We start from the raw sequence: 8,984 nt of genomic DNA, 5'->3' as shown, positions 1-8,984 counted from the left end.
GTTTACCGCTACTGCTACACCTGTTCAACCGCGTTACTATCACACATCAACACTATTACCAAACGGTAAGGTGCTTATTTTTGGGGGGGCGGGGTCCACACAAACAGCCGAACTATACGATCCATCGACAGGGACGTTTACCGCTGCTGCTACACCTGTTCAACCGCGTTACTTGCACACATCAACACTATTACCAAACGGTAAGGTGCTTATTTTTGGGGGGACAAATTTCCCACAAACAGCCGAACTCTTTGACCCCTTTGATGGTTTGATAACCGACAGCCGTCGTCCGGTGGTACCCGGACCCGGGATATCTTATACGGGAGCGGGTACCTCCAGTCCAAAGGTAAGATTTGTTGGCACTAAATTTACGGGTGATTCAGAGGCAAACGGCGGAGCAAGCAGCGCAATTGGCAGCTCATCAGCCACCAACTATCCTCTCTTTCAGATAATGAGGATTGACAATGAACAGTCGTATTATGTTCCCACTGACAGCGCTACAAATTGGAGCAGTACATTGTTTCAATCAGCCTCGGTCGGCTCCTATCCTCCGGGACAATATATCGTCTCTATAATCGCAAATGCCCTTCAGAGCAATACAGGGGTGCTTAACCTTGAGCCAAGCGCCACGGCAAGCCCCACATCTGTTGCTTTTGGAGGCATCGATCCCAATACTATATCTACCCAAAATGTTACTATATCCAACACTGGCAATGTTACCTACCCCAGCATGGTAAGCCTTATAATAAATTCTGCAACGATAAGCGGTACTGATTCGTCGCAGTTTACAGTAGGAACAGGGACTTGCGGGGCATTCCCCGCAACTGTCGCACCAGGCTCAAGCTGTTACATTACCGTTACTTTCAGGCCGACTTCAAGTGGGGCAAAATCTGCTGCGCTTACGATAAACGATAACGACCCTTACCAATCTATTAATATGCCTCCAATACCATTGAGCGGCACGGGAAATGCCACACTACCGGTAATAAGCTTAGACTACACATCGGCAACCTTTAGTAATATTCAAATTGGAAGCACTTCCCCGGCTGCAACATTTACGATATATAACACGGGAGGCTCTAATCTTACAGTAACTTCCATTGGTACGACCGGCGGCGACTCTACTATGTTCAGCGTTGCTCCTGGTGGGAACTATTCATGTGGAAGCCTGACTCCAACAATAGCCGCAGGCGCCGGTTGTACGATTCAGGCATTTTTTACGCCTACATCGCTTGGGCCAAAATCAACTACTCTGCAAATAGTCTCAAACGCCTCAAATGGTCCCACTACGAATATATCGTTAAATGGAGCCGGTAATGCGAATGTATCAGCAGTAGCATCACCAAGTGATGGCTCTGGGGGGACGATAAGTCCATCAGGTTATCTCTTTCTTGGCAGTGGACAAGCAACCTTCACGGTGATGCCAAAAAACACTGCATGGTACATTTCCTCAGTAACCGATACATGCGGCAGTACCGGTACTTTGTCAGGGCTCGAGAACTCATACACGACAGGCGCTATATACACAACAGTCGCCATTACAACAAATTGCACAGTAACGGCAACGTTCAGCGGCAATTCAATATCAGGGACAGTTAAAACAAGCGGCGGTACCGGTGTAAGCGGTGTAACAGTAACCCTTACAGGGCCTCTCTCTAACAGAATAACCACTGGCAGCGATGGCACGTACAGTTTTTCAAATCTTACGCCAGGAACCTATACTGTAACACCCACTTCATCTGGCATGACAATAAGCCCGACTAGCCTGGATGTTACAATAAGCAGCATCGGCGGCAGCTATACAGGAAATGATTTTACGGCAATACCAAATAATCATACCGTAACACCATCAGCAGGCACTGGTGGGCTTATCAGCCCGTCAACCCCGGTATCAGTAGTTGATGGCGCGACAACGCAATTTACCGTATTGCCAAGCTCAGGGTATGTTGCCATTGTAAGTGATACTTGCGGCAGCAACGGCGCCAGCAACGGTATTTTAATCGGCGATACGTACATAACCGGCACCATTACAGGCAACTGTACTGTTACGGCAACATTTGCGGCAAACTCATTCTCTGCCGTTGCTGCCGGAGGATTTCACTCAGCGGCTCTGCAGAACAACGGGGCAGTCTGGACATGGGGGTTTAACTTACAGGGCCAGCTAGGAAACGGCACGAATACAGACAGCTCATCGCCAATTCTGGTAGTTGACGCTAATGGTACTATATTAACCGGCTTTACAGCCGTAGCCACCGGGTTTTATCACACGGCAGCCATAGCGGGCGGCACGGTCTGGAACTGGGGCTATAACGCCTCCGGGCAATTAGGAGATGGGACTACAACAGACAAGAGTAATCCCGTGCAGGTAAGTGGATTAACTGGTGTGGCAGCCATAACAGGCGGGGCGCTGCACACGATGGCTCTGAAGACCGACGGCACAGTCTGGGGCTGGGGATATAACGGCTTTGGCGGGCTTGGAGACGGCACTACTACAGAAAGGCATACGCCAGTGCAGGCAGGTATAACCGGTGTATCAGCCATAGCCAGTAAGTGGTTTCATACGGCAGCAATAAAGGCCGACAAAACGCTCTGGACATGGGGATATAATGCTCATGGTCAGTTGGGGAACAACACGACAACGAACAGCACTATCCCAGTGCAGGTAATGAACTCAAACGGGTCTTCTTACCTGCAGAATGTTGTAGCCGTTGCTGCCGGATATTCACATACAGCAGCGCTGCTGACAGACGGCACAGTCTGGACATGGGGCGATAACTCAAACGGCCAGTTGGGAAACGGCACTACAACTGATTCTCTCCTGCCGGTGCAGGTAAGCGGACTAACAAACATAGTAGCAATTGCCGCCATGTATGAAAATACGATGGCATTAAAGAGCGACGGTACGCTCTGGGCCTGGGGATTAAATGCTTATGGCGAGTTAGGAGACGGCACAAAAACAAATGCAACTATACCAGTGCAGGTAGGAGGTTCTCAAGGATTAACACCGGGCTGGCCGACAGAAATATCAGCCGGGGCGTTTCATATGCTGGTAGAGAAAAACGATGGAACACTTTGGGACTGGGGATTCAATAGTTACGGTGAGTTGGGAACCGGTACGAAGACTGATTCCCTCGTACCAGTGCAGGTTGTATTTGTAAGCGCCTATACGGTGACCCCGACTGCGGGTACTGGTGGGACGATAAGCCCGTCAACGCCTGTAGCAGTTACCTATGGTCAGGCGACCCAATTTACAGTAACACCAAACACAGGATATAATATACTTGAGGTAACAGGATGCCGTGGGTCTTTAAGCGGTAACATATACACTACAGGGCTTATAACGGCGCCATGTACAGTAGCTGCCAGCTTCACTAAGGACAGGACTATCACGCTGACGGCCTCCGGTATAAACGGCGGGACGATTACAGACTCAGTTCAAGGTGGTATCAACGCCGCATGGAATGGTACGACGCTGACTGGTACAACTTCTGTAAACTTCGGCAGCACAAGCCATACGCTGACCGCCAGAACTACCTCATCAAGCGTACTGGTGACATTTACAGGATGCGACAGCTATACCGGCAACGGGACTACAACGGCTACATGTACGCTTAGTGTAGCGGCTAACAGGGCAGTGAAGGCAACGTTTAAGGCAAAATAGCGGCAAAGCAGTAATAAATGTGTGAATAGGGGGGGGAGCACTTCCCCCCTTTGCACCCCTTCTGAAAAAAGAATCCCGAAATGATATAATAGTCTAAGGGACCTTACGAAGGTTAGATTTATAAAAAAGCAGTGAAAGGCGTGGCGTATGTATCAAAAATACGATGTTACACTAAAAGACATTTTAAAGGATATCCCCAAGGTATTCTTAAAAATCCTCACGGGATATGAAACCGGGAAGTTTGTCGATGTCCAGTTCCCAGATATTCAACTGAGAGAACCCGACCTTGTAATCGAAGTAAAAGACGGGAAACTGGTACATATAGAGATACAATCGGAAAACGAACATATGGTTGGTCGGATGTTTATGTACTGCGGCTTCATATATAACCAACACAGGAAGTTACCGGTTCAAATAGTGCTATATGTTGGCAACAAACCCATGAACATGCAAAACCAGATAGAAGGCGAAGGAATAAAATACTCATATAACCTGATAGATATAATGGAAATAGACTGTGCACAACTTCTTGAGAGTGACTCACCGGAAGACGTACTGCTGGGCATACTGTGTAAGACCAAGGACGTGGATGCCACAATAAGGACAATCCTCGACAAGCTGTCCGTATTACCAGTAAAAGAAAGAGAAGGCTACATTCGGAAATTGCTGTATCTTTCCGACTTACGCAAATTGTATCCAAAAGTCAAAATGGAGATAAGCAAAATGCCAATATCAATCGACATAAAAGAAAGCGATATATATCGGGAAGGCATGGAAAATGGCCTGCTTAGAGGCAGAGAAGAGGGCAGAGAAGATGGGCTACTCAGAGGCAGAGAAGATGGGCTACTCAGAGGCAGGGAAGAGGGTTTGATTGAAGGTATAGAATTAGGGCTTGAACTCAAGTTTGGTTCATCCGGAGTCGAATTAATGGATAAGGTCAGGGCTATATCTTCTCTGGACAGATTGGAGGAATTCAAAAACCTTATCAGAAAGGTCGGCTCGATAGAGGAATTGAATGTGTTTTTGAACATATAAAACACACATGCACGAGAAGAATGAGGGATCCTGACTTTATCGCTTCGAAGGCGTAAGTAGTTGAAATAAAAGGAAATAGCGATGGCATGGCGTTTCTTTGATGAAATGTCCAGGGCTAATATAAGGGCTTGACACAGTTTAATAAACAGACCCGGAATTAACGATCAGCACATCCATACGCTAATATTTGGTCGGGGCGACTGGATTCGAACCAGCGACCGCACGGTCCCGAACCGTGTACGCTACCGGACTGCGCTACGCCCCGTTGTTCTTACTGCATACTGAGGTATTATACATCTTTCTGTGGTAAATTGCCATATGCCCATTAGGTCGCACACCATGACTTTGACATATCTATTATGGTCTTAACTTCTTTATCAAAAATAGTTCTGGCATCCAACACAAGTGAATCCACCTTAATCCTCGCTATCACCGGGGGATTTGAACACCTCAGCCTTGCCTCAAGCTCATTCACGGTCTGTTTTTCTGGTTTTATAACAACGGCATAAGTCGAGAACTCATGACCGGGCAGCGACCCGCCGCCAGCATATGACGTATCACTTATCATTTTTACTTCCATATGCCCAGTGGTTTGGCCCTTTATCCCTGAGGCAAGGCGTACCGCCCTTTTCTTTATCTCTCTAATATCTTCAGTAAGCATCTTTAATACCGGAATATTCTTAAACGATTTGTCGGCGTCTGCATATTCCATCAGCGTGGCCTCAAGCGCCGATATGGCAAACTTGTCAACCCTGACCATGCGCGCTAGTGGATGTGTCCTCACAGCCTCGATTAAATCGTGTCTTCCCGCTATCACCCCGCACTGGGGGCCGCCTAAGAGTTTGTCGGCGCTGAAGGTTATTATATCAACGCCCTTTTTTACAATGTTTTTTACCACCGGTTCATCGTGCATTCGATATGGAAGGAGGTCAGCAAGGCAGCCACTACCAAGGTCGTACATTGCCGTAATATTAGACTTTCGCGCAAGGGCAGTGACCTCATCAATACCTACTTCCTCCGTAAATCCCGTAATCTGAAAATTTGACCGGTGTACCTTTAATATTACCCCGGTATTATCAGTTATTGCCCTTTCGTAATCGTAAAGATGTGTCTTATTCGTCGTGCCTATCTCGATGAGTCTTGCCCCCGTGTGCGCCATTATGTCGGGGATTCTGAACGAGCCGCCAATTTCTACAAGTTCACCTCGGGATATGATGACCTCTTTGCCCTTAGCGATGGCAATCAGACATAAAAACACTGCCGCCGCGTTGTTATTCACTACGAAGGCGTCCTCTGCTGTCGTCAAATCCTTTAAGATACTTTGAACGTGGGTGTATCGCTTGCCCCTCCTGCCAGATTTCAAGTCATACTCAAGCGTTGAATATCCGGCGGCAATGGCGGCTGCGTTGTCGATTGCTGATTTACACAGCGGCGCCCTGCCGAGATTTGTATGAATCACTATACCGGTTGCGTTTATTACCGGCCTAAGACTAAACGATGTGTGCGCGGTAAGCCTGTCATTTGCTAATGATATGAGCGAGTTCAGCGTGACAGAATGTGCCTCACCGCTCAGGAGCTCTGTCCTTTTCGTATCGACGGCGTCGCGCAGGGCCTTCAGCACCAGATTTCTTGGATATTCTTTCAGCCATTTAATGGCCTTTGGAATTTTTAAGAGGCTGTCTATCGATGGGATGTTTCTTAGAATAGCGGATTTCGCCTTGTTTATGTCATCGCTCAATGGCTTATGCACCCTCTATGTGTTGTGCAATTGACTGAAACAGCGCTCTGCCGTCAGAATTTCCAAGAATTTCCTCAGATGCACGCTCAGGGTGCGGCATCATTCCTAGCACATTGCCTTGCTTATTTGATATTCCCGCAATATTAAGCAGTGCGCCGTTTGGATTTGCCTCATCGCTGATATTGCCGTCTTTGTCGCAATAGTTAAAGATAATTTGATTATGTGTTTTAAGTTCATCGATTGTGCCAGCATCGGCATAGTAATTACCCTCGGCATGGGCAATCGGTAGCCTGATGACCCTGCCCTCTGTATATGTTGCGGTAAAAGGAGTCTTTTTTACGTTAGCGGCTCTTACAAACACGTCTTTGCAAATGAACTTGAGCGCGCGGTTACGAAGCATCGCCCCGGGCAGGAGGCCGGACTCAAGAAGTATCTGAAAACCGTTACATATACCGACGACAAAACCGCCGTCTTTGGCAAAATCAGTAACCGCCTTAATAATCGGAGAAAACCGTGCAAGCGCCCCTGCGCGCAGATAATCCCCATGTGAAAAACCGCCCGGTAAGACCACGCACTTGATGTCTTTATCAATTACAGTTTCCTTATGCCAGAGAAATCGTGCAGGGCGCCCGATGACATGCTTAACGGCATGATAACAGTCATGGTCACAGTTGCTGCCAGGAAATACCACAATAGCAAACATTTACGGATATGTTATACGAAGAGATGTTTTTTGTCAATTAAAAAACTGAATAAATAAATGTTATAATATCAAATGAAGATTTTGGCGCAGAACAAGAAGGCGTACCATGACTATTTTATAGAGGAGACACTAGAGGGCGGCATAAGCCTGAAGGGTACGGAGGTGAAGGCAATAAAGGAAGGCCGCGCTAATTTAAAGGACAGTTATGTTATAATAAAGGAAGAGGAGGCATATTTAATAAATTGCCATATCAGTCCGTACAGTCATGGCAACATTATGAATCACGACCCGTCGCGGACGCGGAAGTTGTTATTGCACAAGAAGGAGATCAGGAAATATTGGGGCAAGGCAAAGCAGCTAGGTTACACGCTGATAGCGTTGAAATTTTATTTGAAGGGGCCGCGTATAAAGGTTGAAATAGGATTATCAAAGGGCAAGAGACAGCATGATAAACGGGATAGTATAAAGGAGCGGGATATGGAGAGAGAGATGAGAAGGCAATAACACCTGGGGGCGAATGGATTCGACGGGGGTTATGAGACTCAGGTCGCATGTCGTGACTCCGCAACCACGTAAAAATGCGGGAAACAATTTAAACGCCAATAACGAATTAGCACTCGCCGCTTAAACAAAGCGCGACGTCCTGTCCGAGAAGCCTGCTATCGGGTAAGGGCGCAATAAAGTAGGCTGGCACTGAAGGGGGGCCCCGGCATTCAGTGTAAGATTCAGGGGATTGGGTGAAGGAGGGCCAGCCGACTGGCGCCCAGAACCCGAAGCAGTCAAATAGGTCGGCTAAACATGTAGGGATTTGAGGGTAGTGCTTTCGGACGCGGGTTCGACTCCCGCCGCCTCCACCAAAAATGTTGTTATATATCACATAGTTTTCATAAATACACCCCCCTAAAAATCGTCACCAAACCGTCCCCTGTAAACTAAGCGTCCAGTTTTGTAAATCTTATCAGGCGATTTTACAAATAAACTTTATTCCGACAAATTCCTGATTTTTTTAGCCTTAACCCTCCAAGTGAAGAACAATGCAAAGCGTTCAAAGAGGCTCGCAATTTTGTTTGAGAGGCTCACGTCCTTTTGAATCATACGTCTGGTGCTGCCATATAGTTTATTTACCCCTCTTTTTGATATAATAAACTATGTCTGTAATAACGATACCTCGTTCGATAAGAGAACGCCTCGGCGATGATGCCAGCGAAGATTTCGCTGCGCTTATCAACGATATAGACATAGGCGCAAGGAAAGACGCTATTGCTATCGCAGAGGAACGGTTTGAGCGCCGTCTTGTTGAAGAATCAAGCAAGTTGCGCCTTGAGTTACGTCTTGAGATAGGCAAGGTCAATGACCGCATTACAGAGGAATCAGGCAAACTGCATGTCGAGATAGAGAAAGTACGAGCTGATTTGAGTGTTAAGATTGAGAAATCCAGCAAAGAGAACATCAAGTGGATGTTCCTCTTCTGGATAGGGCAGTTAGCTGCTATGGTCGCCCTCTTTAAATTTTTTATGAAATAAAGGTGGGATTGCTCCCCCATCATACGTTCAACTCTCAAATTCAAGCGTTTCCTCTCGGGCAATCTTACACCATCCATGTTTATATGCTTCTGTGCTCCATAATCGAAAACGCCTCCTGTAGCGGCGCTCCCCTATCTATAATTCTCAACAAGTGGAGCTCTTCTTCTCCGATTACACGCCCTTGGAATGGTGTATACATTTGTCGCGCATACGTTATTCCACAATGAATTCATGTGAGTTCACTGAAACATGAATGCTTTTAATAATACCTGAGCAGTTACAAATAGTAATAACCGGCCATATAGTTATCGCAGTCTTTAAGGC

At 46.9% G+C, this 8,984-nt stretch carries 6 protein-coding genes, 1 tRNA gene and 1 other RNA gene; 5 read left to right on the top strand and 3 right to left on the bottom strand.

What is annotated here, in order from left to right; translation table 11 throughout:
* A partial coding sequence (locus ASN18_RS06070) for an RCC1 domain-containing protein (protein WP_157072858.1) occupies nt 1–3,661 on the top strand: 3,661 nt, incomplete at its 5' end.
* Between the two features lie 147 nt (nt 3,662–3,808).
* Nucleotides 3,809–4,696: an RpnC/YadD family protein gene (locus ASN18_RS06065; RefSeq protein ID WP_085051855.1), complete on the top strand. Its 888-nt coding sequence runs from the start codon at nt 3,809–3,811 to the stop codon at nt 4,694–4,696.
* Between the two features lie 188 nt (nt 4,697–4,884).
* On the opposite strand, the gene ASN18_RS06060 is transcribed toward ASN18_RS06065, so the two are convergent.
* From ASN18_RS06060 to purQ, 3 genes are all read right to left on the bottom strand, one after another.
* Nucleotides 4,885–4,961: transfer RNA gene (locus ASN18_RS06060), tRNA-Pro, on the bottom strand.
* A 60-nt stretch (nt 4,962–5,021) separates the two neighbouring features.
* Entirely contained in the window at nt 5,022–6,434 is a 1,413-nt protein-coding gene (gene selA / locus ASN18_RS06055; RefSeq protein WP_236861559.1) for an L-seryl-tRNA(Sec) selenium transferase, read from the bottom strand.
* 4 nt (nt 6,435–6,438) lie between these two features.
* Complete coding sequence (gene purQ, locus ASN18_RS06050) at nt 6,439–7,137, bottom strand: phosphoribosylformylglycinamidine synthase subunit PurQ (RefSeq protein WP_085051853.1); 699 nt, start codon at nt 7,135–7,137, stop codon at nt 6,439–6,441.
* A 72-nt stretch (nt 7,138–7,209) separates the two neighbouring features.
* Here purQ and smpB point away from each other — a divergent pair, with 72 nt between their 5' ends.
* From smpB to ASN18_RS06035, 3 genes are all read left to right on the top strand, one after another.
* Nucleotides 7,210–7,641, top strand: a complete 432-nt coding sequence (gene smpB / locus ASN18_RS06045) for an SsrA-binding protein SmpB (protein ID WP_085051852.1) — start codon at nt 7,210–7,212, stop codon at nt 7,639–7,641.
* A 5-nt stretch (nt 7,642–7,646) separates the two neighbouring features.
* Nucleotides 7,647–7,994: a transfer-messenger RNA gene (gene ssrA / locus ASN18_RS06040) on the top strand.
* 291 nt (nt 7,995–8,285) lie between these two features.
* Nucleotides 8,286–8,660 (top strand): LA_3696 family protein, encoded by a 375-nt coding sequence (locus ASN18_RS06035; RefSeq protein WP_085051851.1) that lies wholly within the window; start codon nt 8,286–8,288, stop codon nt 8,658–8,660.
* Nucleotides 8,661–8,984 lie beyond the last annotated feature (324 nt).

The organism is Candidatus Magnetominusculus xianensis, from assembly GCA_001541255.1.
GTDB classification, from domain to species: domain Bacteria; phylum Nitrospirota; class Thermodesulfovibrionia; order Thermodesulfovibrionales; family Magnetobacteriaceae; genus Magnetominusculus; species Magnetominusculus xianensis.
This window is presented reverse-complemented; position numbering and strand designations above follow the sequence as displayed.

Coding starts and splice junctions, on each gene's coding strand:
- ASN18_RS06065 (WP_085051855.1), top strand. CDS start 3,809: ATGTATCAAAAATACGATGTTACACTAAAAGACATTTTAAAGGATATC.
- purQ (WP_085051853.1), bottom strand. CDS start 7,137: ATGTTTGCTATTGTGGTATTTCCTGGCAGCAACTGTGACCATGACTGT.
- smpB (WP_085051852.1), top strand. CDS start 7,210: ATGAAGATTTTGGCGCAGAACAAGAAGGCGTACCATGACTATTTTATA.
- ASN18_RS06035 (WP_085051851.1), top strand. CDS start 8,286: ATGTCTGTAATAACGATACCTCGTTCGATAAGAGAACGCCTCGGCGAT.